Source organism: Ramlibacter lithotrophicus, assembly GCF_012184415.1.
In the GTDB taxonomy this organism is placed as follows: domain Bacteria; phylum Pseudomonadota; class Gammaproteobacteria; order Burkholderiales; family Burkholderiaceae_C; genus Ramlibacter; species Ramlibacter lithotrophicus.
The window spans coordinates 275672-298650 of record NZ_VTOX01000006.1; the positions used below are offsets into that span (position 1 = coordinate 275672).

The window sequence follows — 22979 nt, forward strand, 5'->3', positions numbered from 1 at the left end:
CAGCGTCGGCCAGCCCGCCATGCCGACACCGAGCATCGCACCGCTTCAGTCGAGCGGGCAGGAGCGTCCATCAGGGTTCAGGCACTCATCAGAACAGGTGCAGCATCCCTACAGCCCGCGCGGATGGGCTGGCGCCCGCCGCGGTCGAGGGGCAGTTTCGAGCTGCCAGTAAAACCCGCGTGGCCTGCTTCGGACGCGAAGCACCGTGCGACTTCGAAGGGGCCTTCACCGCTACGCTCGGTTGTTCGGCGAGCCTGATACGCCCTCTTCCTCGACACGAGGCGTCACGTGAAGCCTCAGGTTGCCGCCGAGGCTGCCATCGGCCTGGTGCGCCGCTCGTCCGCCGGGGCTTCATCGGAGCGCCTGCAGCTCATAAACACCCATTTCAGTTTTGTAATTCGCCCGTCACTCCGTTGTCACCGGGAGCTTGAGAGGATCGTTCTCACCCGCAGGCGGCTTGCGCCATGCGGCTTGAACGAAGCCCGCCCGTGGCGAAGACCAGCGAAACAGACCCCGTTTGCGGCATGCCCGTGCGGGTGGACCACGCCTTGGTGGTGCAGTTGGGGGAAAGGCGGGCGCATTTTTGCTCCGCGTATTGCCGAGACGAATTCCTGGCGCACCCAGAGCGTTATATGGGCGCGTCCACTGAGCCTGGGGCGCAGCGTGGCCCGGCGTGGCGGCATATTGCCTACTTCTCGATGGAAGTTGCTGCGCAGAACAGCATGCCAACCTATTCAGGTGGCCTGGGGGTCCTGGCAGGCGATATGCTGAAGTCGTGCGCCGACCTCCGGCTGCCCGTCGTCGGCGTGTCGATTCTCCATCGCGAGGGATATTTCGATCAGACCCTGGACGATTCGGGACGCCAGCATGAAGCCCCGGCCCATTGGCAGGTGAAGGACCTCCTTCAGCTACTCACACCGATCATCCAGATTCAAATCGCCCGCAGAACGGTGCAGGTGCGCGCGTGGCAGTACACCATCGTCGGCCACGATGGCTACGACGTGCCACTGGTTCTGCTGGATACGGACATGGACGGCAACAGTCCCGAGGACCGGTCCCTCGTGCAGCATCTGTATGGCGGCGATCAAGCGTATCGGATGGCGCAGGAGATCTTGCTCGGCATCGGCGGCGTGAAGATGTTGCATGCGCTTGGCTATACCGGCTTGCGCAAGTACCACATGAATGAGGGACACGCAAGCTTGCTCGCCTTGGAACTGCTCGACCAAGGCGCGTCGGCAAATCCGCCGCCGCCTGATTTTCACGTGGTGCGAGATCGATGCATCTTCACCACTCACACCCCCGTGCCAGCCGGACACGACCAGTTCGACTATGAGCTGGTTCAGCGCGTGTTGCCGCGGGACGTTCCCTCGTCGCTGCTGCAGATGCTTGGCGGCTCCGACCGCCTGAACATGACCCTGCTCGGGCTGAATCTCAGCCGGTACGTCAACGGTGTGGCGCGGCGACATGGCGAGGTGACGCGGGAGATGTTTCCCGAGTACCCAATCCATCACATCACCAACGGCGTTCATTCGGCTACGTGGACGTGCGACAGCTTCAAACTCCTCTTCGACGCCTGGTTGCCCGGGTGGGAAAGCGATTCCTCGATGTTGAGGCACGCCATAGCCATACCGGCGCGCGAGATATGGCAGTCGCACGTTGAAGCCAAGGCCCGTCTGCTCTCGCTGGTCCGCGAGCGCAGCGGGATCACCTTGAGGGCGGACGCACTGACCATCGGCTTTGCACGCCGTGCGACGGCGTACAAGCGGGCCGATCTCGTCTTCACCGACATCGCCCGGTTGCGGCAGATCGTGAACCAAGCCGGCCCCCTTCAGCTTGTCTTCGCCGGCAAGGCACACCCAAGCGACGAAGACGGAAAGAAGTTGATCCAGCACGTGCTCGCAGTAGCTCGGCAATTGGCAGATGTGGTTCCCATCGTCTACCTGGAGAACTACGACATGAACATGGCCAAGCTGTTGGTCGCCGGAGCCGACCTTTGGCTCAACACACCGCGCCGGCCGTTCGAAGCGTCTGGCACGTCCGGGATGAAGGCGGCCCATAACGGGGTCCCCAGCCTCAGTACGCTGGATGGCTGGTGGCTCGAGGGCCATATCGAAGGGGTCACGGGGTGGTCGATCGGCACACTGCGCGAAGATCCGTCGTCGACGGAGGCAGCCGATCAAGCTGACGCGGATAGCCTTTATCGCAAGCTCGAGGACGACGTCATTCCGATGTTTTATTGGAGCCGCGAGCGGTGGACAGAGATGATGCGCCACTGCATCGCACTGAACGCCTCGTATTTCAACACCCACCGGATGGTGCAGCAATATGCAAGCAACGCGTACCTGCCGTGAAATGGGACACTGCGCACCCGTGTTCGTCCTGTTGAGCTTTGAGGGGCCGGACCCATATGCGCGCGCCGGCGGCCTGAGTGCCCGGGTCAGCGGACTTGCCACCGCACTGGCGGAGGGCGGCTATGAGACCCACCTGTTCTTTGTTGGTGCCCCCGACCTGCCACCCCACGAGGTGAGCTGCCGCGGCCATCTTCATTTGCATCGCTGGTGCCAGTGGATCAGTCGCTACCACCCGGGCGGCGTCTACGACGGCGAGGAGGGAAAGCTGCGCGACTGGACCGCTTCGCTGCCCGGCTGGCTCGAGCAGCACTTCTTTCCGGAGCTCGTGTCGGCGGGGCGTTCGGTGATCGTGATCGGCGAGGAGTGGCACACCAGTTGGAGCATGGTCGATATTTCGGTACGCGTCTCGAAACGAGGTTGGTCGAAGCGGGTCCGCTGCTTCTGGAATGCGAACAATACCTTCGGGTTCCTGCGTGTTCCATGGGCCACGCTGCGCCAGGGGGTGATCATCACGAGCGTGAGCCGCTTCATGAAGCACGAGATGCGGCAATACGGTGTGGATCCGCTCGTCATCCCCAACGGCATAGCCAGGCAGTGGTTCGAGCCATGTGACCCACAAGCTCTTGCAGCGCTGAGGACTCTGGCCGGTGAACGTTTGCTTCTGGCAAAAGTGGCTCGCTGGGATCCTGACAAACACTGGCTCATGGCCGTCGACACAGTCGCCCAGCTCAAAGCGCGCGGACTTCGGCCCTTGTTTGTCGCGCGAGGTGGCATGGAGGCCCACGGAAGCGAAGTCGCGGCGCGGGCCGCTGCCATTGGCCTCGTCACAACCCAGATATCATGCGCAGAAGCCACGCCCCTCGCGCTTTGCCGGGAGATCGCGGCCAGCGGCGGTGCAGACATGCTTCTCGTCGAGACCGCCTTGTCGCGCGCTCAGCTGCAAGTGCTGTACCAGGCCAGCGAGGGCGTTCTCGCAAACAGCGCCTTTGAGCCTTTCGGTCTGGTCGGTCTCGAAGCCATGGCTTGTGGCGGCTTGAGCTTCCTGGGCGCCACGGGTGAGGAATACGCCACCCCCGGATTCGATTCCATCTCCGTGCAAACGGACAGCCCCGCGGAAGTCGTCGGGCAACTGCTGCGACTGAGGGCGCAGCCGCAGCTTGCGCGCCGCATGCGGCACCACGCACGCCGCACGGCGACCAGATTCAAATGGGCCGAGGTCATTCACAGCCACTTGACGCCGATGGTGAGTCGATCCTGAGAGATCCGGCCCGGGGTGTCTCACTCTTCATGGTTCCCCATCGTCTCCTGCAGGTCCACACCTGCGTCGGTCGGGAGTCTTGGGTCCGACGCGGCGTCAGCACGGTGCGTGATAGTACTGCTCCGTCGCCGAACTCTTGCAGGCCCAGATGTGCACGTGAACCTGGACTTTGGGAATGGGCTTGAAAACAGTCTTCGCTTCCGGCGTCGACCTGAGATCACCGAACCCCGCACGCCGCTGGCGCCCGGACCAGGGGCTGTTGCGATGACGTATTCGTAATGCGCTGGTCAGCGTCCTGCGGGGGCGCGCTCCCTACAGTAGGAACCGTGATGCAAGGGTTTGCATCGCGCCCAAGCCCCACAAGGGCCGGCACCGCAAATCGACCAAGGAGTCCACCATGTCCGTTCGCACCAGCAGCATCGTCCTGGCCCTCGCCGCCCTGGCGCTTCCCTCGGCCTTCGCCCAGACCGTCAGCGTCTTCGTCGGCGGCGAGCAAGGCTGGGTCGACCAGCCTGTGCAAAGCAGCCTCACGCGCGAGCAGGTCACCAACGAGTACCTGGCCTTCCGCGCCAACCCGGTCGCGCCCGACGGCGGCCAGTTCGTCGGCGGCGAGATGGGCTATGTCTTCCCCGCGCACACGTATGCGCGAGTCAACGGGCAGTGGGTGTGCACCGACAAGATCGCCCACAACCCGCCCCCCCCGGCCGTGAAGAGCCCGGCCGAGCAGCGTGCCTTCCAGGCGCAGTACCCCGCCTGACCGCCAGCCTGCCTCGCCACGGAGAGGGGCCGCCGCCCCCCACTGGAGGGCGCCTCACGCGGCGAGGCTCAGCCGGCGTAGTGCTCGAGCGGAGTGCCGTCCGGTGCGCGATCCTCTTCCTGCGCAGGATCGAGCGCGGCAGCCTCGCAAACGCGGCGGTGCCGCAGAACGACCAAGGCACCGAGAACGACAAGAGCCATCCAGCCGGCACGGGCCGCGGTGCTCACTTTGACCCCCCATCGATGGACGAGCAGGCGATACGTTGCATTTTCACTGCAGACCTCCCGGGTGTCAGATCGTCTAAGGCATGGAATGCCGTGAAGTGATGTGCGGTGGAGGGACCCCCGGCCGCAAAGTTCACCGGCGTGTCGAAGATGCCGGAACGTCAATGGTGTCCTACACCGGCTCCGCATGCCCGAACGGATACTCGCACTCCTGTTTGCTGCCCCCGCGGGATCCGGGCCCCGACGGGCTGCTCAAGGAGGCGGTGCCTCGCACCTCCGCACGCACACCTATTCGCACAAGCCATGCAGCAAGAGCAGCACCGCGAGACAGTCGTCCTGACCGGCGCCACCGGGTTTATCGGCAGCGCGCTGATCAAGCGGCTCGCCGACCGATATACGGTCGTGGCACTCGACCGCGCTGGTCCGCCCGAGCCGGCATCTCCAGCCCACGCCATCGCATTCGATCTCGCGTCCGATCAGGCGGTGCGCGACGCGCTGGCGCAATTGCGGGAGCAATTCGGGCCAAGGATCGCCTCGGTCATTCACCTCGCGGCCTACTACGACATCTCGGGCGAACCCAATTACTTGTACGAAACGGTTAACGTCCAGGGCACGCGGCGGCTCATCGACGCGTTGCAGGCGTTCGAAGTCGGACAGTTCCTGTATGCCAGCACCATGCTCGTCCACAGGCCCTCAGGAAATCCCGACGAGCGAATCGACGAATCCTCACCGATCGAGCCGTCCTGGCCGTATCCCGAGTCCAAGGTACGTACCGAGGCAATGCTGCGCGAGCGGCACGAGGGAATCCCCCTGGTGCTGCTGCGCATCGCCGGGGTGTACGACGACAGCGGCCACTCACCGTTCCTGGCAGAGCAGATTGCCCGCATCTACGAACACCGCCTCATTTCACACGTGTACCCGGGCATGCTGTGCGCCGGCCAGTCCTTTCTCCATGTCGACGATCTCTGCGACGCCATCGCGCGCCTCGTCGAGCGGCGGCGCCACCTGGCGCCAGAGCTGGCGCTGCTGGTCGGAGAGCCGGAGGCGCTGGGCTACGCGGAAATTCAGGACATCATCGGCGAAGCGCTGCACGGCGAGGAGTGGCGCACCATCCGCGTGCCGCGGCCATTGGCCAAGGCCGGTGCATGGCTGCAGAGCGAGGTCATCGGCGCAGACACCGCGATCAAGCCGTGGATGGTGGAGCAGGCGAGCGACCACTACGTGCTCGATACCGCCAAGGCCCGGCGGCTGCTCGAGTGGGAGCCTCGGCACAGCTTGCGCGCCACCTTGCCCAAGATGGTGGCCGCGCTGCGGCAGGATCCTACGGCGTGGTACAGGACGAACAAGCTGAACGCCGCGCTGGTGGCGTGGTATGGCCAGCGAAAGGAGCCGCGGGCGCCGGCGGCGCGCAGCCCCTCCGATCAGGCGCACGACGGCGAGCACGGCCACCCAGCCGACCAACCCCCCGGCATCACCGGAGAAGGCGTGGCGCACGGCCCCAACGACCACATGGGCATGATGGGCGAGGACGCACGCCGCACGCGCTGGGCGCACTACGCGAATATCGGCCTGGGACTGTGGCTCGCTGCCAGCCCCTTGGCCTTCCAGGCGGCGAGCGCCACCGCCGCCCCGCTGGTGCTCGCGGTGACCGAGGAGCGTGGCCTTCCTCCTGTTGAATGGCGCATGCAGGCGCTTGCCGTGAGCGACGTGGTCAGCGGGCTGCTGGTGGCGCTGTTTGCCGCGCTTTCCCTGTCGCGGCGCACGGCCTGGTTCGCGCAGTGGGCCGTGGCCTTCACCGGAATCTGGCTGTTGTTCGCGCCCCTCGTCTTCTGGAGCCCGAGCGCCGCGCAAACCCAGAACGACCTCCTGGTCGGCGCCCTCGTGATCGCGTTTTCAGTGCTGGTCCCGATGATGCCTGGCATGAGCATGGAGGGAATGATGGATCCGAAGGTGGTGCCGCCGGGCTGGACCTATTGCCCGTCCACCGCGGCCCAGCGCCTGCCCATCGCCGCGATGGGATTGATCGGTCTGCTGATCTCGCGGATGCTCACCGCCTACCAGCTCGGGCACGTCGACGGCGTGTGGGAGCCGTTCTTCGCCGGCAGCCTGCAGGACCCGCGCAACGGCACGGAGGAGATCATCACCTCGGACGTGTCACGCGCCTGGCCCATCCCGGACGCGGGACTGGGTGCGGTGAGCTACCTGCTGGAGATCCTCATGGCGGTGATGGGAACGCGCGACCGCTGGCGCACCATGCCGTGGATGGTCACGTTCTTCGGAATTCTGGTCATCCCGCTCGGCGTGACCAGCGTCTACTTCATCATCATCCAGCCGATCGTGATCGGAACCTGGAGCACGCCCGCGCTGCTCGCCGGCCTGGCCATGCTGGTCATGATCCCCTTCGCCATCGACGAGGTGGTCGCGATGGGGCAGTACCTGTGGTGGGTGCATTGCACCGGAAGACCGGTATGGCGGACCTTCTTCCGCGGCGGTGCGGTCGAAGGCGGAAAGGAAGATACTGCCGATGCACTCTCCAGCCCCCGCGGCTTTTGGCACGACACCGTGCGCGGCATCACGCTGCCGTGGACGCTGCTCGCGTCGATGGCCATGGGCGCCGTCCTGATGTTCACCCGCCTGCTGTTCGGATCGCAGGGCGCCATGGCCAACAGCGACCACGTGGTGGGTGCCCTCGCCATCACGGTGGCCATCATCGCCACTGCCGAAGTGGCCCGCCCGCTGCGCTTTGTCAACGTGCTGCTCGGCGCTTGGCTGATGATCGCCCCATGGGCGCTGCAAGGCGCTTCGGGGCTGGGGACAGCCGCCAGCGTCGTGCTGGGGCTGGTCCTCGCCGCCCTGAGCCTGCCGCGCGGGCGGCGCAGCAGCGAACATTACGCGAGCTGGGACCGTTTCGTGATCTGAGGAAAGCCGTGGCAGGTTCATCCGCTCTTTCCCTGGAGGGTCAGGTGGCCCTCGTCACCGGCGCCAGCTCGGGCATCGGGAGCGCGGTTGCCGAGGCGCTCGCCTGCGCCGGCGCCGCCGTGGGCATCAACTTCCGCTCCCACCCGAAACAGGCCGAACAGGTGGTGGAACGCATCCGGCGCGGCGGCGGGCAGGCCGTCCCGATTCGGGCCGACGTCGCTGCGGAGGCCCAGGTGCAGGCTATGTTCACAACGCTGGAGCGCGCCTACGGCCGCATCGACATCCTGGTCGCCAACTCCGGCATCCAGCAAGATGCGCCGTTCCAGGAGATGACCCTGGAGCAGTGGCAGCGGGTACTGGACGTCAACCTCACCGGCCAGTTTCTCTGTGCCCGCGAGGCAGTGCGCCGGTTCCTCGTGCAACCCGCCACCGCGGCGTCCCGCGCACGCGGCAAGATCATTTGCATGTCTTCCGTGCACGAGGTGATCCCGTGGGCGGGGCACGTGAACTACGCCGCGTCCAAGGGCGGCGTCATGATGATGATGCGCAGCCTCGCGCAAGAGGTCGCCGGGCTGGGCATCCGGGTCAACGGGCTCGCACCCGGTGCGATTCGCACCAGCATCAATGAGGAGGCGTGGCGCACCGCGCAAGCCGAGGCGAAGCTGCTCCGGTTGATCCCGTACGGCCGCGTCGGGGACGCTGCGGATGTCGCGCAGGCGGCCCTGTGGCTGGCCTGCGACGCATCCGACTACGTGGTCGGCACCACGCTGTTCGTCGACGGCGGCATGGCGCTGTACCCCGCATTTCGGGAAGGTGGCTGAACCATGCCGCTCAGGCTCGAGGACTACGCCTTGCTGGGCGACTGCGAGAGTGCCGCCTTGCTCGGGCGCGATGGCTCCGTCGACTGGCTGTGCTGGCCTCGCTTCGATTCCGGCGCGCTGCTGGCGGCCCTCCTCGGCACGCCGGAACACGGACGTTGGCTGCTCGCACCCGTCGACGTGCAGGCGCAGTCGCAGCGGCGGTATCGTGCCGGCACGGTGATCGTGGAGACGCGATGGGAGACACCATCGGGCTGTGCCGTGGTGACCGATTTCATGCCGGTGCGCGGTGTCTCCCCGCACTTGGTACGCATTGTCTCGGGCTTGAGCGGGGAGGTTCAGTTGCGGATGGAACTGGTGCTGCGCTTCGACTACGGCGGCACCGTGCCCTGGGTCGCGCGGCTGCCAGACGGCCGCGGCATCCGCGCCATCGCTGGGCCGGACAAGGTCGTGCTGCGCTCGCCCGTGCCGTCGCGTGGTGAAGACCTGCGCACACTTGCGGATTTCCCGGTGCGCGCCGGCGACCGCTTCGCCTTCAGCCTGTCGTACACCCCGTCTCACCTGCCCGATCCCGCGCCTGTCGACGCCGAGGCGGCACTGCGGCGAACCGATGCATTCTGGACCGAGTGGTCCGCGCGTTGCCGCCACCAAGGCGAGTGGCACGACGCCGTGCTGCGCTCGCACATCACCCTCAAGGCGCTCACCTACGCGCCCACGGGCGCCATCGTGGCGGCGCCAACCACGTCGCTGCCCGAGCAGCAAGGCGGTGCGCGCAACTGGGACTATCGCTACTGCTGGCTGCGCGACGCGACCTTCACGCTGCTGTCGCTGATGGACGCGGGCTACATGGACGAGGCCCGCGCCTGGCGCGAGTGGCTGCTGCGCGCGGTCGCCGGCTTGCCGGCGCGCGCGCAGATCATGTATGGCCTGGGCGGCGAGCGGCGGCTGCCGGAATGGGAAGTGCCATGGCTTCCCGGCTATGAGGGCGCGCGACCCGTGCGCGTAGGCAACGCCGCACACGGGCAGTTGCAGCTGGACGTGTTCGGCGAAGTCGCCGATGCGCTCTACCAGGCCCGCTGCGCCGGGCTGGAGGCGCCGGACGCCGGCTGGGATCTCGAGCGGGCGCTGGTCGACCATCTGTGCACCGTCTGGGAGCAGCCCGACGAGGGCATCTGGGAGGTCCGCGGAGGGCGGCGACACTTCACCCATTCGAAAGTCATGGCCTGGGTGGCCGTGGACCGCGCGGTGCGGGCGGCGCAGCGGTTCGGGCTGCAAGCGCCACTGGAACACTGGCGGGACATGGCGCAGCGGATTCACGGCGACGCCTGCAGCCACGGCTATGACGCGCGGCTGGGCACGTTCGTGCAGTCCTACGGCAGCGACCAACTGGACGCCAGCCTGCTCCTGCTTCCCCTGGTCGGCTTCCTGCCCGCGTCGGATCCACGCATCCAAGGCACCCTCGCCGCCATCGAGCACCGCCTGCTGCGCGACGGCCTGGTGCTGCGGTACGACACGTCACGTGGCCAGGACGGGCTGCCGCCGGGTGAAGGCGCGTTCTTGCCGTGCAGCTTCTGGTTCGTGGACAACCTGCTCCTGCAGGGCCGGCGTGAGCAGGCGCTTGCGATGTTCGAGCGGCTGCTGTCGCTGCGCAACGACCTGGGGCTGCTCGCCGAGGAATACGATCCGGTGGCCGGCCGCCAGCTGGGCAACTTTCCGCAGGCCTTCAGTCACCTCGCCCTCGCAGATACCGCACGGAATCTCGGGTCTGCGCACGGTCCGGTGCAGCGGCGGCAGGTAACCCAAAGCGGGAACAGTGACGGGAACAGTCAAGCTGCTCATTGCTGATGCACTCGTGGGCTTGTCGAAGGCAATGCTGCGCGACCCGGACATGACAGATTCGTAATCCGGACGTAGGCTGTTTGACACCCAACCTGCGTATGCTGGCTTTCGGTTGATGCAGGTGCACAACCGCATGGAAGAGTACCTCCAGTGGGTCTGTGTCGAGCCGCAAAGCTCTTCGTCCGGCCCTCTTCTGCCACGGGGCCCCCGCTCCGTGGCCTTTTTTTTGACACAGAACGGGCAGAAAATGAAGCGCTACGCAACGCTGGCAATGCTCCTGGGTATCCTCCTGCTTGGGGCATGTGCGGCGAACGACACGTACAACAGCCAATCCACACCACGATCACGCTCGTCGCATCAGCACTAGCGAACGGTCCCTGCGCAGCGCGCTGCGCCCACCGCCAGCTCGACGAGGCGCGGGAAGGCAGACGCCAGCGCACGCGCCGCGCGCGGAACGCAGGCCGCTGGCTCGGAAGGCCGCTCCACGCTGCCGCATCAGACGGTGCCGCTCGCGCCTCGCAGCCGCAACGCGTTGGCAATGACGGACACCGAGCTCAGGCTCATGGCCAGCGCCGCGATGAGCGGCGACAGCAACAAGCCGGTGAACGGAAACAACACGCCGGCGGCGACCGGCACGCCGAGCGAGTTGTAAATGAACGCGAAGCCGAGGTTCTGCTTCATGTTGGCCACCGTGGCCACCGACAGGGCACGCGCGGCCGCGATGCCGCGCAGGTCTCCCTTGACCAGCGTGAGCTGGGCGCTGTTCATCGCCACGTCCGTGCCGGTACCCATGGCAATTCCGACGTCGGCGCGGGCCAGCGCGGGTGCGTCGTTGATGCCATCGCCCGCCATCGCGACCACTCGGCCTTCGGACTGCAACCGTTCGACCAGCGCCAGCTTGTCGGCGGGCTTCACTTCGCCGAGCACTTCATCGATGCCAAGACGCTTGCCGACGGCGCGGGCCGTGGTCAGGCCGTCGCCGGTGGCCATCACGATGCGCAAGCCGGACTTCCGCAACATGGTCAGAGCGTCCAGTGTCGTCTTCTTGATCGGGTCGGAAACCGCGAGCAAGCCCGCCAGGCGTCCATCGACCGCCAGGTGCATGACGCTGGCGCCCTGGCCGCGCAGTTCCTCGGCCTGGCTGGCCAGCGCGGCGACTCCTATGCCGAGCTGGTCCATCAGTGCGGTGTTGCCCAGCGCCAGCGCCTTGCCATCGACGCTGCCACGCACGCCGATCCCGGACTCGGAGTCGAACTGGCTCGGCTTCGACAAGGTCAGCCCCCGCTCGCGCGCTGCCGCGACGATGGCGGCAGCCAGCGGATGCTCGCTGCCCTGGTCCAGGCTCGCGGCCAGGCGCAGCACCTCGGCGTCGTCGAAACCGTCGGAAGCGACGGCGCGCTCGAAGACCGGCCGGCCCTCGGTCAGGGTGCCAGTCTTGTCGACGATCAGCGTGTCGACCTTGCGCAGGTTCTCGATGGCCGCCGCGTCACGGAACAGCACGCCCTGGGTGGCGCCTTTGCCGGTGGCCACCATGATCGACATCGGGGTGGCCAGGCCCAGCGCGCAAGGGCAGGCGATGATCAGCACCGCGACCGCGTTGATCAGGCCGTAGACCCAGCTCGGCTGCGGCCCGAACAAGCCCCACGCGACGAAGGTCAGCAGCGCAATCGCGACGACCGTGACGACGAAGTAGCCAGCTACGACGTCGGCCATGCGCTGCATCGGCGCGCGCGAGCGCTGCGCCTGCGCCACCATCTGCACGATCTGCGACAGCACGGTGTCGGAACCCACGCGCTCGGAACGCATCACCAGCGCGCCGCTGGTGTTCATGGTGGCGCCGATCACCTTGTCGCCGGCGCGCTTGCTGACCGGCATCGGCTCGCCCGTGAGCATCGATTCATCGAGCGAGCTGCTGCCCTCGACGACCACGCCGTCCACCGGCACCTTTTCGCCGGGTCGCACGCGCAGCAAGTCGCCTACGTGCACATGGGCCAGGGGCACGTCTTCCTCCGTACCGTCCCCGCCGATCCGGCGCGCCGTCTTGGGCGCCAGGCCGAGCAACGACTTGATCGCCGCCGAAGTCTGGGACCGCGCCTTCAGTTCCAGGATCTGCCCGAACAGGGTCAGAGAGATGATCACCGCCGCCGCTTCGAAGTACACCGCCACGCGGCCGTCGATCACGAAACTGGCGGGGAACACCTGGGGAGCCACCGCGGCGACAACGCTGTAGATGAAGGCCACACTGGTGCCCAGACCGATCAACGTCCACATGTTGGGGCTGCGGTTGATCACTGACCGCACGCCGCGAACGTAGAACACCCATCCTGCCCATAGAGCCACTGGCAACGTCAGTACGAGCTCGACCCAGCTCTGCAAGGCGCCGTCGAACCAGCCCAGCCGGTGGCCGGCCATGGCCAGCACAGTCACCGCCACGGTGAACGGCAGCGTCCACCAGAAGCGACGCTGGAAGTCGACCAGCTCCGGGTTCTCCTCTTCTGCCAAGGTGGGCAGCTCCGGCTCCAGCGCCATCCCGCACTTGGGGCAGTTGCCGGGATGATCCTGCCGGATCTCCGGGTGCATCGGGCAGGTGTAGATCGCTCCGGCCACCGCCTCGGGCGTGGCGGGCGCCGCGACGGGGGCAGCACTGCCGGATGCGATGAATTTGGCGGGCTCTGCCGCGAACTTCGCCTGGCACCGCACGCTGCAGAAGTAGTAAGTCCGTCCTCCATGCTCGAGTTGGTGCGGCGACGACTCGCTGACCGCCATGCCGCAGACGGGGTCCTTGAGACGGTCCGCCGCCTTTGGCGGCGGATGATGGTCGTGGCGTGATCGCATTTCCATATTCACTCCCTCGAAGCAGGCTTGTCGTCCGGTTTTCCATGGGCACCGTGTCCGCCATGACCATGGAACAGGTGCATCAGCGGGCAGACCAGCAGCAACAAGTACACCCATTTGCCGGCGACATGGTCCCAGTGCTCGCGCAGCAGCAAGAAGCCGACGATGACCGCGACCATCAGCAGAGCAACTTTCAATGACGCATTCATTCCCGACGCGCGGGGCGAAGGCGGGGCATGTTCATGATTCGTCGTGTTCATTTCAGGCTCCTTCGACACCGGCGGGTACGGAAGGCACCCGCCGCTGGAACAAGAATAGGCCTTGACAACGAGTAAACGTGAAGATGAGGCGCCAATGTTCGCACGCGAGCAGAGCCAGCGCGGGCGTTCACTGCATATGTAATCTTTCCGTCATGTCCAGGATAGCTGCACGCCTGATCCATTGACGGACAGAGGCAGGCGCTGCCCCGAGCGCGACGTCGGGCGTTGTACACGACATCCATCACCGGACCGTCGCTAGAAATGGAGTGGGCCGCGCCAGTGCCGGCGCATCAAGGCGCCCCATCGCCCGAGCGTGAAGTTGGTTGAGGCGGGAAGGTGGACATGAAGCCACACCGGCAGCGCCCATGTACGTGGCTGGCGCAAGCGCTCCAGGTGCCACGCCGGCGCCCGCACACGAAAGTGCATGCGCGCCCAAGCGTAAAAAGACCACGGAGCTGGAGGACTCCGTGGCCAAGGGACCGGTGGAGAAACTTGCAATTTCAGCCGGTCAACGAACTCCTATGCGGCGCGCTGCCAACTCCGCTTTCACCGTAATCGCGTGAGCTGGCAGCAACACCATTGCGTCAGAACGAGTGGCGGATGCCGAGGTCGAGGCCGCTCGAAGACGTGTTTGGCGCCGTCGCTGCGCCATTGAGCGCGAGCGCCGCGCCACCGCTGTTCTTCAGCCGAGCCCAGGTGGTGTACACGGCCGTGCGCTTGCTCAGATTGTGGATGTAGCCCAGCGCCAGCTTCTTGCCTTCGGGGTTGCCCGTGGCCGTGGTTTCGTATTGCGAGTAGCTGGCCAGGATCTGGCCGGCACCCACAGGGACCCAGCCGCCGAGCAGCCAGCCCTTGCCGGTGAGCGGCCCCTTCTTGTCGCGGCTGATCTGCAGTCCCACCTTGGCGACTCCGAAGTTGTACGTAGCGACCGCGTTGCTCTGACGGTTGTCCCCGGCGGCATACTTCGTACGGCCAGTCGCCACGGACGCGTAGATGGGGCCGCTCGCGTAGCCTACACGCACGCCACCGCCGCTGCCGTCATCTTCGGTTGCGGCGCCGTTTTGCGGGTTTTCGCCGAAGTAATACTGCACATGCCCGAAGAACCCGCCGAGGCTGCCCGGAGTGAAATAGCTTACGGTATTCGACGCGTAGACGCCCACGTTGGCAGCTGGGCCACCGAACCCGTTGACCCCTCCGAACGTGTAGGTCGCCGGCATCGGATTGCCCACTCCGACGTTGCCGAACGGATCGGCGTAGTACAAGTTCCAGTATTGCGGGATGTAGTCACGGCCTGCGCGCAACTCGCCCCATCCGCTGGACAGACTGACAGTTGACCGTCGGTTGAAAACAAGGCCTTGGCGCCCGGCCACCGCAGGTCCTGAGCCGCTCGCCTGGTTATTGGCGTTGCTGCCACTGCCCTGTCCGTCGTCAGTGAAAAGACCAGCCTCCAACCAGAAGGAGGCGGACATGCCGCCACCAAGATCTTCGACGCCGCGAACGCCAAGGCGGGGTGTGTTGGTCCCTGCACTTGCCAGTTGCGTCCGGTCGGCGATGCTGCCGCGCCCAAGCGCCACACGGGCGTCGAGGACCCCGAACAGGGTGACTGACGACTGCGCCGCCGCCGCACCTGCAAGCGCCAGCAGCGCGACACCAAGAACAGGTTTCTTCATTCAAATTTCTCCGTACTCGTGGGTGGTTCGATAACGCTGGAAGTTCAGCATCTGCACGATAAGTCGGCGCCGCTGCGAGGCCCATCCGGGTTATCTGGCATTGGTGATTTTTCAACCCCGTTGCGATTTTCCGACATCTGGGACTGTCAGACGCCGGCAGATGACAACGCTGTCAACCGGCGCTCCGCTGAATACAAGGTGAGCAAAATTGCGCGAGCGTGAGTGGCAAAGACGGTCCCTGCTTGCGTCGGCTGGAGCCCCAGATGATCGCGCTTGAACAGGCGCGTATTCAACGCCTTCTCCAGGTTGGTGAGGCGGTGGCTGGCAGCTGACAAGGAGATGCTGCACTCCCTGGCGGCCGCCGAAAGGCAGCGCTTGTCTGCACAGAAAACCACGAGACGAATCGAGAGGAAGTCAAGTCCCCCCAGCTTCGCTTTTCCGCGCTGGTCGGTCACTTCGGCAGCGTCTGCGCCGACGCTGTCGCGAACCAGCCACAAAGACTCAGGAGGCGGAACGTCATGCGCGGTCCGGGGCCCGTACGGCAGCCCCTGCTTTCGCGAGTTCAGTAGTACGGAGTCGGCGATGCCCGGCGTGTGTTGGGAATTCATGAGCAGTCTCCTCGCACGGTGATGCGCAACGTTGACTGCAGTTACCCGTCTCAAAGCGGACGAGAAGATTACAAATTCGTAATCACGCAAACCTGTTCGAAGTGCCAGACCGCGCTCAGCGATTTCTCGCGACGACGCCCGCCGGCTCAAGCCTCTCTTGCGGGCGACAGCCACGACAACGCGCTGGCCGAGGCGATCATTCGCCTCTACAAGGCCGTTGATCCATTGCCGGCCGCCGTGGAAGACGCGCAAGGCCGCCGAACTGCCACCCTGGAATGGGTATCGTGGCTCAACCAGCAGCGCTGCTTGAGCCAGATCGCTACATTCCGCCGACGGAAGCCGAGGCGAACTACTGGCGCCGGAGCGCGGTTTGAACCCTGAGTACAGGGGTGCAACCGGGAGATTTCCGCCGGCCGGGGGGCCGAAGAAAAGTCGAATCCAACAGCTGAAGTCAGCAGACGATACAGGTCTGACTCACATCAACCGGCCTTCTCGCAACCCGGGGTGATTCAAGGTGGCGGCTGAAGCGCACGCGATGCCAGCGTGCCATGAGATCGGCGCTCTGCGCGGATACCACGAGCCGCACTCACCGGGAGAGGACCGCGGCTTAACGTCGGTCGAGACCCTTGGAAAGTTGCTGCACACCTTGCGAACCCCGGAGACTGTGCGCGAGCACCGCCCCACCCCATGAGAATCCCGCCATGTCAGTTCTCTCCGCGCTCCGCATGGCGAGGCGCCATGCACCCCGGAACGCCGCGAAGACGCGTGGTACGGCCTGGAGCGGATCGCATCCGAGGCAGTCCATGACGCGCGACAGATGCGCGGCGCCAGTGGCGCAACGTGGCAGCAGAGTGCTGGTTCCACTCGCTCTGCGCCGCGCCGTACGCTGAACCTGCGAGACGAGATGCAGCACGGGGGGCAGGCACGTGCGCTGGGTGTGCTGCCCGCCACTGGAGACCGCGTTGGGACGGGTGTTGCGCGTCAGCCGAGCAGCCGTGCTGAGCGGGCGGCGCAGCGCAGGCGCGCGGAAGAAAACGAAAGTGCCCGCGGGCCACTCGGCCGGCGGGCATCCTTGAGGGCGGCTCGGCCGCGGCGGGCATTAGAGCCTGGAGGCATCCTTCAGCATGCGCTGATCGGCTGAGTCGTTGACGCTCCCATGCTGCTTTTTCAGGTGGATCGACTCGGACACCGCCTGTGCCTGCTCGCTGCCGGGGGCCTGTGCGATCGGCTGCTGGACGTCGGGAAGGCCGTGGACCCTGGCGTTGTGGATCGCTTCGGCGGCCATTTTGGGTTTTTCGCTTCCGGGCGTCTCGGGCTCCGCAGCGGGAGCGGCGATACCGATGGATGCGAACAGCGTCGCCGCCAGCAGGACGATGGTGCTCTTGCGAGTGAACATAGTGGTGACCTCCGATAGTTGGTTTGGGGTGCCGCTTCATGCGGCAGTGAGAACCCCGTCTCACGGTTCCAATGTAGGCAATGCTATGCAGCGCGGCGATGACCCTCGCATTACATTTCCGACATCTAGCTCGCGATCGGGAGCCTTGTCGTAAGCGGCCGTCAAGCCTGGGTTGGGTTGCGCGGCGGCGGCGCGGCGTGGCGCGGTCAGGCTGCGCGTTGCCGCGGTGCGGCAGCAGCTCGCCGATACGGTTGGCTACGCTCTGAGCGCCCGGCGGTGCCGACAGGCGCAAGGTCCAGGCAGCGTCACGGACCGAGGTTCAGGCCGCGCGCGATCTTCCTCAGAACGGAGCGGTCGACGCCGTAGCGGCACATCGCGTCGCATTCGGCCTTCAATTCCCCGCTCGGGAGATAGCCGAGCTCGAAATCCCTGACTTCGCTCACGAGCGCAGGTCGCGTCATCTGCGCCAGCACTTCTTTCTCGCGAGCCTGCGGCGCCACGAGGTAGAAATGCGCCCCCCGCTGCCGTAGGGAAAGCGCCAGGTCCTTCATCCGCAGGATGCCTGAATAGATCGACGTGCTCTGTTCCACCTCGAAAGCGCAGACCAGTTCGCTGGTCCCCTTGCCGAACCAGATCACATCGATCAATTCCACGGTCTGCCGGACCTCGCTCGCGACTTCCAGGGGCGGCAGCGCCGGAATGGTGAGCGCGGAGAAGCTTTCGCCGTGGCAGCTGCGGCCGCGGTCGTTGCGGGCGACGAACACGTCGTAGCCCAGCGCGCGCCCGATCCGTATCAGCGTGTGCTGCGCCTGCGTGTGCTCCGAGGCTTCCTTCTCGTCGGCGAGCGCGTCTTGGTGCCGCTTCTTCGCCGCCTTCGCGGCCTTCTCCCGGAGCTCCTCGAGCACCCGGTCGGCGTTGCCGAAGATCACGATGCGGTTGCTGCCGATTTCGAACAGCAGCCCGGCGAACGCGCCCAGATCCTTCGACAGTCCCGGCTGGTCGTCGTTGGCACGAATGATCGTCTCGCGCATCGCGAGGTAGCCGTCCCAGGACCCGAGCTTCTGCCGCGCGCCGAACAAGGCATTGAACCCGTTCACGATGGCCGTGTTGAAGGGAGGCACGAGCGTCGGGTGCAGGAAGTAGACGATGTTCGCCGCGGCCGGACCGAGCCCCTTGATCGAGGCGCGACCCAGCCGGCTCATTTCGGCGAGCACCTGGTCTTCGCGCGTTGCGTTCATGCAAGCTTCGAGGAAACGGCCGAAGGTGCGCTGGTTCGCCTCGTTTTCGTAGATGTCCGGAATGCGCAGCTTGGGCTTCCAGTAGAACGGGTGGGCCGCTCCTTCGAACACCTGCTTCTGCTCGGTGATCGCCGCGAGCACGACCTCCAAAGGCGAACCCTTGAAGTCGTTGCCGAAGCTGCCAGCATTGATGGCGTCCACCGTGTCCTTGACGCCGCGGCGGATCGCGCGAAACGCCTTCATGCGCGCCTCCCCGCCGACGAACCAAGTGTGATAGACGGACTCGGGATCGCGCTTGTAGCGTTCGATGAGCGAAGGCAGCGATTGCGGTGATGGCAGGTCCATGACGCCGATACGTACGGGCTGGAAGGATGAGTATAGGCACAGCGGCGCCACATGACGGATTTGTAATCCGCCGTCACTGCTTTGCGCGGCGAGGAGCCGTTTTCGCACCTAGACTTGCTTCGAGAGCACCACTCGAAGGAGAGAGTCATGAGCACCGCGATCCTTCCACTTGACAACGCAGCCGCTTCGCGCCCACTGGGGACGGGGATTGCGTTGGCCGTCACCGTGGCGGTCTTCTACACGGCATGCACCTTGGTGTGGGTGGTCGCTCCTGGTCCCTTCCTCGGCTTCATGAACAACCTCTTCCACGGCCTCGACTTCTCGGCCCTCGTGCGGCCGGCGGCATTCTCTTGGGCCGGGTTCTTGGAAGCGCTGCTGGTGATGTCGGCATGGGCGTTGCTGGCCGGTGCCTTCTTCGGCTGGTTGCGGCCACGGCTTCGCGTCTGACACGCGGGCGGCGCGGCGCCGCGCTCAGTAAGGCAAGGCGTGGCCGGCGGCCGCGGCCGCGGGGCGCGCTGCCCGCTGCCCGCTGCCAGCTGCCAGCTGCCAACTGCCAGCTGCGCAGCACGTCACCACATCCGCCAGAGCTGCATCAGCGCGCGCGAGCGCTGGGCCTGGGCGTACGCGCTTTGCTGTCGCTGATGGGGCGTATGGAGCTCACCATGACGTCCAGGACGCTCCCAATGGGCTTTGCGCGCAGTAGCGCCGGCGAGCAGCGAATCCGCAAGGTTCGCCGCCCTACTCGGTTCCCGCAGCGTCGCTGCCGCGTTTCCACACAGCCTCGGTGGAGACGAGATGTGGCGCGGTGACTGTAGGTCTGAGCATCGCTGTTGCCGCCGCCTTCGCTGTGACGGCGCCCTATGAGCCAGACCATGGCTCCGTTTCCGCATCCCGCTCATCGAACCGGACGTGCAGATCTCCCGCATCGGGCTCTCGGACCAGACTTCACGCCTTCACCCACGACTCGTGCGCCCTCGCGCGGTCAGGCGTACGAGTCCGAAGTTGCTCGTACAGGTGCGAGAGTGGATAGCTCCCGCCCTTGCGTTGCCTGACCTTGTGCTTGTGGCGCAACCACCTGCGCAGCGTAAGCGTTCGGACGCCCGGCAGCACGAGCAGCGCCGCAGCCCAGGCGTTGTCGCGCACCAACAACGAATGCCGTTGATCCTAGGGTCGACGATCTGGACAAGGTGCGGCCCTCCCATAGACTGACCTGCATGAGGTCGTCTCCCATCATGACTTTCCTGGCGCTTGCATTCGCGCTAATGGCCGTCGGCAGCGCGCTGGTCCTAGGCGAAGACGGAGCGCGGACAGGATGGGCTTCTGCGGCCGGCGCGGCTTCCATCTTAGTCGGCCTGCTGTTCGCAATTTGGGCAGTCGCAGCGCGTCTCACCAAGACGAGGAAAGACCGGACGCTGGGTCATGCTCCCGAGTTGTCGACACTCGTCTTTCCGCCATCTTCCTTCAAGTAAGCGAGCGGCGACCACGGCACTGGCCGCCGCCGGCCCTTCTGGTTATGGACGACGCCGGCGCGCGGGCACAGGTCACACGGGCACGCGTCTACCGGCGAGGGCAGAAGGCCGATCCGCTCCTGAACCGCGTCGGTTACCGGTGACTGTGCAGATTGAACTGCCGGCATCCGCACAATCCGGGTCACCCTTTCGCCATCAAGTTGGCAGGGCCTCGGACCGGGCAGAGCAGCTTTGCTGCTCACCCAACACCGTGCGACGGTATCAAGACCCCGATTTGGCGCAACAGGCGCGAGCGCTCACGCTGATCCGGCACAGCCTCCTCAAGCAGGGCCACCCACTTTTCTTCCTTCCTGCGATAACGCTCGGCTGCTTCCAGCATCAAAGTCTTCATCCGCTCGTACTCCGGCTTGACGGCAGCGACCGCTTCCCTTTTTAAACGCTCGAGCTCCATTTCGCGTCGCGCAACCATGTCCGCTTCAGCCTGCGCCACCGCGGCTTCCACGTCAGCCCGGGCGCGCTCTTCACCGCTCGCCTTGATTGCGTCCGCCTCTTGCTTGGCTGCCTCTCGCAGTGCACGCGACTCTTCTTCCGCCTGCGCCACGAGACGGGCCGCTATTTCTCTTGCCCTCTTCTTCGAGTACGCGCGGCCCGTTGGCGACGGTTTTGGGGCCGCCGACCGGCGCAGGTGATCGAACCGTGAGCTGACACTCTGGTGGTAGTCATCTCCCAACTGCCGGTTGGCCGCATACAGGGCGTCCTGAGCTTGCTTCCTGCTACCTCCCTGTTTTCGAATTAGCAACGCGGCTCCGAGGCCGGCGATGAGCGGCTTCACGCTCGCTGTGCCATTGTGGAAGATCATGTGCAGATGCAGGTTCGCTTCGTCCACGTGGACGCAAGCAGTCACCGGCACCGCCCTTGAATATCGCCGGCGTGCCCACGCAACGGCCGCATCTCGCCACTCCCGGAACTCCGTCGAGCGCGCGAGTTCTCGGTTCGCGTCTACCAGCTTTCGGTGGGCGGCACGCCGTTCAGCCGCTGGCATTCTCGCCAGGTCCGCGTCGGACACTTGCGCGCACGCCTTGTGCGGGTACGAGGCTACGATCGCGAGCACAACTGGAACGTCACACTTCCTCTTTATCATCCCCGTTCCACATCGATTTGGCACCATCACCCGCTCACACTGTTGTGTGAACTCTCGCGCCCAGGTCAGCAAGCTGTGGGGATGCATGCCAAAACCCGCAACGAATTCGGGCTCCGCAGGCGAGCGACCATTTCCGGCATTGAAGTGCCGCAGGTATGTCCCGCCGCCCAAGCGGATCAGTTCACCAATCAGTTCGGTGACGTTTGGCCGCTCGCTTCCCCTCGCAACGCGTGCCGCAAAGCCCCTTTCCGAGACAAACTGCGCCCCCGATGTCGTCTTGCCTGGCCCTGTACCCCGCGATTTCGGCTGTTCCTTACCCATCGAATACCCCCTACTTGGGGTGCACCAGGCCGGTCGACCGTGGCGCACCGCGTTCTACTTTCGTGTTCGCTACCTAACGTCGGTACCGAAAGCCTCGGCACCGGGTCGTTCGTTTTCGACGCCTGCGCATACGCAACTTCGGCGGCGTACCAGCGACCTCGTTCGCCTTTCGTCTGTCGTCACTTCCGTGCACGTTGTGCAACGCGCCCGATGCACTCGTTGACGAAGGCGTAGCGGCGGGGGCTACAGGATCGAAGACGGCTTCCTGTAGCCCTTACGATGGCCGGCGCGCTGCGACCGCTATAGAGCAGGATAGAGATCGGCACCGAGTAACCCGCGCCTGCTGAAGTCGGCGATGTATCCAAGTCGCTTGCGTTAGCCGCCCTTCGACTCACGAAGGAGCACCTTCGCGCGCTTCTTGCGCAGTCGGTCGTAGCAGTTCTCGATCGCTTTCCTGAACGCATGCACATCATTGAAGCTGTCCTGCATGAATATCACGTTGAGCTTCTTGCTGCTCAACTGGAGTTCCCCAAAAGGCTCGTTGTCGACGGTCAAGGGCAGGTCTTGAACCGTTCAACCCGCGCCGGATGCGACGCTTCGGTAAGCAGCTTGATGACCTCCTTGGTGCACGGGCGCGGCTCCATGGTGGCAATCGTCTTTGCCTTCTCAATCACCTCCTGCTTATTGGCTTTGACGGCGTCTGTCAAGGGCTTCGCATCGCGGTATGTGAGCTCGCAGCTGAGCGAAAACGCGGAAAGCACTTCTTCAGGAAGCCGCGCAAGCTCAAGTGCTTTGCTCACTTGTGACTCATCGAGGCCAAGGTCGTCCGCCAGCGCTGCCTGCGTCCTGAAATGCCCAGCATTTAGCGCGGCAAGGCAAATGCGGCCCTGTTCAAGCGCGGTGTATTCCGATCGACCCCGGTTCTCCGCAATCCGCTCGATCAGAAGTGCCTTGTCATCCATGTCAGCGACGACGACCGCAAGGACCGGCAGACCCAGGCTTGCGCACGCATCCATGCGGCGGTGGCCGTAGACGCATTCATGCACCGGGGGATTGCCTTCTTCGCCGGTCCCGGGGCGAACGCGGACCTTGATGGGCTCCACGTTGCCGCCCGCCGATCTGATGCTCTTGCGAAGCTCGAGAACCTTGGCTTCATCCTGGCCGTTCTCGTCTCGATTCGGAAACTGCGTGCGCGCGATCTCGGTCGGATCGAGCTTCATCAGCGCGCCCTTGTGCGCTGCATCGGTGACTGTCGTGGAAAGCATTGCTGCACTCTCTATTAGTTGCCGGCCGCGGCGGGACATAGCACTCGCCCGCTTGGCCAACGGTTCGTCAATGAACGCCATTTGCATGGCCTTCGCCAGTGCGGCGCCCGGCAGCCGCAAATAAGGGCACGTGGACCGGTTGTGGAGACCGTCATGGTCGCTGTTGCGGCCGCAAAGTATGTGTCCTCTTCGAAGAGTGTATTGGCCGGAGCTCGGCCTGTGGGGCTACCAAGGCCGAAAAGGGGCTGCGAATTTGGGCGGTGCG

Annotated in this window: 16 protein-coding genes and 1 pseudogene; 8 read left to right on the forward strand and 9 right to left on the reverse strand. The window is 65.3% G+C overall.

The genetic code is table 11. From position 1 onward, the window contains the following. The first annotated feature begins 488 nt into the window (after window positions 1-488). The 6 genes from glgP (at window position 489) to RAMLITH_RS17495 (ending at window position 10172) form a co-directional block, all read left to right on the forward strand. Window positions 489-2351: an alpha-glucan family phosphorylase gene (gene glgP / locus RAMLITH_RS17470; RefSeq protein ID WP_202883285.1), complete on the forward strand. Its 1863-nt coding sequence runs from the start codon at window positions 489-491 to the stop codon at window positions 2349-2351. A gap of 19 nt (window positions 2352-2370) precedes the next feature. Beyond that, complete coding sequence (locus tag RAMLITH_RS17475; RefSeq protein WP_168108706.1) at window positions 2371-3609, forward strand: glycosyltransferase; 1239 nt, start codon at window positions 2371-2373, stop codon at window positions 3607-3609. Between the two features lie 397 nt (window positions 3610-4006). Further along, on the forward strand, window positions 4007-4366 hold the full coding sequence (locus RAMLITH_RS17480; RefSeq protein ID WP_168108707.1) for a hypothetical protein: 360 nt from the start codon (window positions 4007-4009) through the stop codon (window positions 4364-4366). Between the two features lie 374 nt (window positions 4367-4740). Next, window positions 4741-7509 carry an NAD-dependent epimerase/dehydratase family protein gene (locus RAMLITH_RS17485; protein ID WP_238344266.1) on the forward strand — a complete coding sequence of 923 codons (2769 nt, stop codon included), beginning with the start codon at window positions 4741-4743 and terminating at the stop codon, window positions 7507-7509. Window positions 7510-7553: 44 nt separating this feature from the next. Next, window positions 7554-8330, forward strand: coding sequence for an SDR family oxidoreductase (locus tag RAMLITH_RS17490; RefSeq protein ID WP_202883295.1), 777 nt, complete (start codon window positions 7554-7556; stop codon window positions 8328-8330). A gap of 3 nt (window positions 8331-8333) precedes the next feature. Then, complete coding sequence (locus tag RAMLITH_RS17495) at window positions 8334-10172, forward strand: glycoside hydrolase family 15 protein (protein WP_168108709.1); 1839 nt, start codon at window positions 8334-8336, stop codon at window positions 10170-10172. 489 nt (window positions 10173-10661) lie between these two features. Here the strand turns inward: RAMLITH_RS17495 and RAMLITH_RS17500 are convergent, their stop codons facing one another. The 4 genes from RAMLITH_RS17500 to RAMLITH_RS17515 form a co-directional block, all read right to left on the reverse strand. Next, window positions 10662-13007 carry a heavy metal translocating P-type ATPase gene (locus RAMLITH_RS17500; protein WP_168108710.1) on the reverse strand — a complete coding sequence of 782 codons (2346 nt, stop codon included), beginning with the start codon at window positions 13005-13007 and terminating at the stop codon, window positions 10662-10664. Between the two features lie 2 nt (window positions 13008-13009). Continuing rightward, complete coding sequence (locus RAMLITH_RS17505; RefSeq protein ID WP_202883287.1) at window positions 13010-13261, reverse strand: DUF2933 domain-containing protein; 252 nt, start codon at window positions 13259-13261, stop codon at window positions 13010-13012. Window positions 13262-13845: 584 nt separating this feature from the next. Next, the gene (locus tag RAMLITH_RS17510; RefSeq protein ID WP_168108711.1) at window positions 13846-14931 is read right to left on the reverse strand and encodes a porin; all 1086 of its coding nucleotides are present in this window, start codon (window positions 14929-14931) and stop codon (window positions 13846-13848) included. Window positions 14932-15077: 146 nt separating this feature from the next. Further along, window positions 15078-15539 (reverse strand): LysR family transcriptional regulator, encoded by a 462-nt coding sequence (locus tag RAMLITH_RS17515; RefSeq protein ID WP_168108712.1) that lies wholly within the window; start codon window positions 15537-15539, stop codon window positions 15078-15080. A gap of 162 nt (window positions 15540-15701) precedes the next feature. On the opposite strand from RAMLITH_RS17515, the pseudogene RAMLITH_RS17520 reads away from it, so the two are divergent. Beyond that, a pseudogene (locus RAMLITH_RS17520) lies at window positions 15702-15913 on the forward strand (IS3 family transposase); the annotation flags it as partial. Between the two features lie 725 nt (window positions 15914-16638). Here RAMLITH_RS17520 and RAMLITH_RS17525 read toward each other — a convergent pair. Then, on the reverse strand, window positions 16639-16935 hold the full coding sequence (locus tag RAMLITH_RS17525; protein WP_168108713.1) for a hypothetical protein: 297 nt from the start codon (window positions 16933-16935) through the stop codon (window positions 16639-16641). Window positions 16936-17240: 305 nt separating this feature from the next. Further along, window positions 17241-18518 (reverse strand): hypothetical protein, encoded by a 1278-nt coding sequence (locus RAMLITH_RS17530; RefSeq protein ID WP_168108714.1) that lies wholly within the window; start codon window positions 18516-18518, stop codon window positions 17241-17243. Window positions 18519-18665: 147 nt separating this feature from the next. Between RAMLITH_RS17530 and RAMLITH_RS17535 the strand changes: the two genes are divergently transcribed. Then, window positions 18666-18965: a DUF5676 family membrane protein gene (locus RAMLITH_RS17535; RefSeq protein ID WP_168108715.1), complete on the forward strand. Its 300-nt coding sequence runs from the start codon at window positions 18666-18668 to the stop codon at window positions 18963-18965. A gap of 1260 nt (window positions 18966-20225) precedes the next feature. On the opposite strand, the gene RAMLITH_RS17540 is transcribed toward RAMLITH_RS17535, so the two are convergent. The 3 genes from RAMLITH_RS17540 to RAMLITH_RS17550 all read right to left on the reverse strand — a co-directional run bounded on the left by RAMLITH_RS17540 (window position 20226) and on the right by RAMLITH_RS17550 (window position 22714). Beyond that, window positions 20226-20873, reverse strand: a complete 648-nt coding sequence (locus RAMLITH_RS17540; RefSeq protein WP_168108716.1) for a hypothetical protein — start codon at window positions 20871-20873, stop codon at window positions 20226-20228. Between the two features lie 951 nt (window positions 20874-21824). Then, window positions 21825-22004, reverse strand: a complete 180-nt coding sequence (locus RAMLITH_RS17545) for a hypothetical protein (RefSeq protein ID WP_168108717.1) — start codon at window positions 22002-22004, stop codon at window positions 21825-21827. Then, entirely contained in the window at window positions 22001-22714 is a 714-nt protein-coding gene (locus tag RAMLITH_RS17550) for a ParB/RepB/Spo0J family partition protein (protein WP_168108718.1), read from the reverse strand. The genes RAMLITH_RS17545 and RAMLITH_RS17550 overlap by 4 nt, the downstream gene beginning before the upstream one ends. Window positions 22715-22979: the final 265 nt, after the last annotated feature.

What these genes read in the sequence shown, in the direction of transcription:
- RAMLITH_RS17480 (WP_168108707.1), top strand. Translation starts at nt 4,007, where the DNA reads ATGTCCGTTCGCACCAGCAGCATCGTCCTGGCCCTCGCCGCCCTGGCG.
- RAMLITH_RS17485 (WP_238344266.1), top strand. Translation starts at nt 4,741, where the DNA reads ATGCCGGAACGTCAATGGTGTCCTACACCGGCTCCGCATGCCCGAACG.
- RAMLITH_RS17495 (WP_168108709.1), top strand. Translation starts at nt 8,334, where the DNA reads ATGCCGCTCAGGCTCGAGGACTACGCCTTGCTGGGCGACTGCGAGAGT.
- RAMLITH_RS17500 (WP_168108710.1), bottom strand. Translation starts at nt 13,007, where the DNA reads ATGGAAATGCGATCACGCCACGACCATCATCCGCCGCCAAAGGCGGCG.
- RAMLITH_RS17505 (WP_202883287.1), bottom strand. Translation starts at nt 13,261, where the DNA reads ATGAACACGACGAATCATGAACATGCCCCGCCTTCGCCCCGCGCGTCG.
- RAMLITH_RS17510 (WP_168108711.1), bottom strand. Translation starts at nt 14,931, where the DNA reads ATGAAGAAACCTGTTCTTGGTGTCGCGCTGCTGGCGCTTGCAGGTGCG.
- RAMLITH_RS17515 (WP_168108712.1), bottom strand. Translation starts at nt 15,539, where the DNA reads ATGAATTCCCAACACACGCCGGGCATCGCCGACTCCGTACTACTGAAC.
- RAMLITH_RS17525 (WP_168108713.1), bottom strand. Translation starts at nt 16,935, where the DNA reads ATGTTCACTCGCAAGAGCACCATCGTCCTGCTGGCGGCGACGCTGTTC.
- RAMLITH_RS17530 (WP_168108714.1), bottom strand. Translation starts at nt 18,518, where the DNA reads ATGGACCTGCCATCACCGCAATCGCTGCCTTCGCTCATCGAACGCTAC.
- RAMLITH_RS17535 (WP_168108715.1), top strand. Translation starts at nt 18,666, where the DNA reads ATGAGCACCGCGATCCTTCCACTTGACAACGCAGCCGCTTCGCGCCCA.
- RAMLITH_RS17550 (WP_168108718.1), bottom strand. Translation starts at nt 22,714, where the DNA reads ATGCTTTCCACGACAGTCACCGATGCAGCGCACAAGGGCGCGCTGATG.